The sequence below is a fragment of the Pseudomonas sp. C11 genome (genome assembly GCF_034683865.1).
GTDB lineage: Bacteria > Pseudomonadota > Gammaproteobacteria > Pseudomonadales > Pseudomonadaceae > Aquipseudomonas.
Window position 1 is genome coordinate 1 of record NZ_JAWIIP010000098.1, and the last position, 234, is coordinate 234.

Genomic DNA, 234 nt, shown 5'->3' on the forward strand with positions numbered 1-234 from the left:
AGTGACTCGTTGATTGTCACGGCCGAAAAGTATCACTAAAGTGGCACTTTCTTCTTCGCAGCGGTCACCGGCCATGAAAGTCGAGTTGGTCACGAACTTACAGCGACAGGCCACCAAGATTCTGGCCGACCTTCACGAGTCCAAAGAACCCGTTCTGATCACCGAGCTTGGAATGCCTTCGGCTTATCTGGTGTATGTCGATTACTACCAGTTCATGCAGAAGCGCCTCGCCCT

At 52.1% G+C, this 234-nt stretch carries 1 pseudogene; it reads left to right on the forward strand.

The window, feature by feature from the left end:
• Window positions 1–73 precede the first annotated feature (73 nt).
• Window positions 74–234, forward strand: a pseudogene (locus VC352_RS25060) (type II toxin-antitoxin system Phd/YefM family antitoxin); the annotation flags it as partial.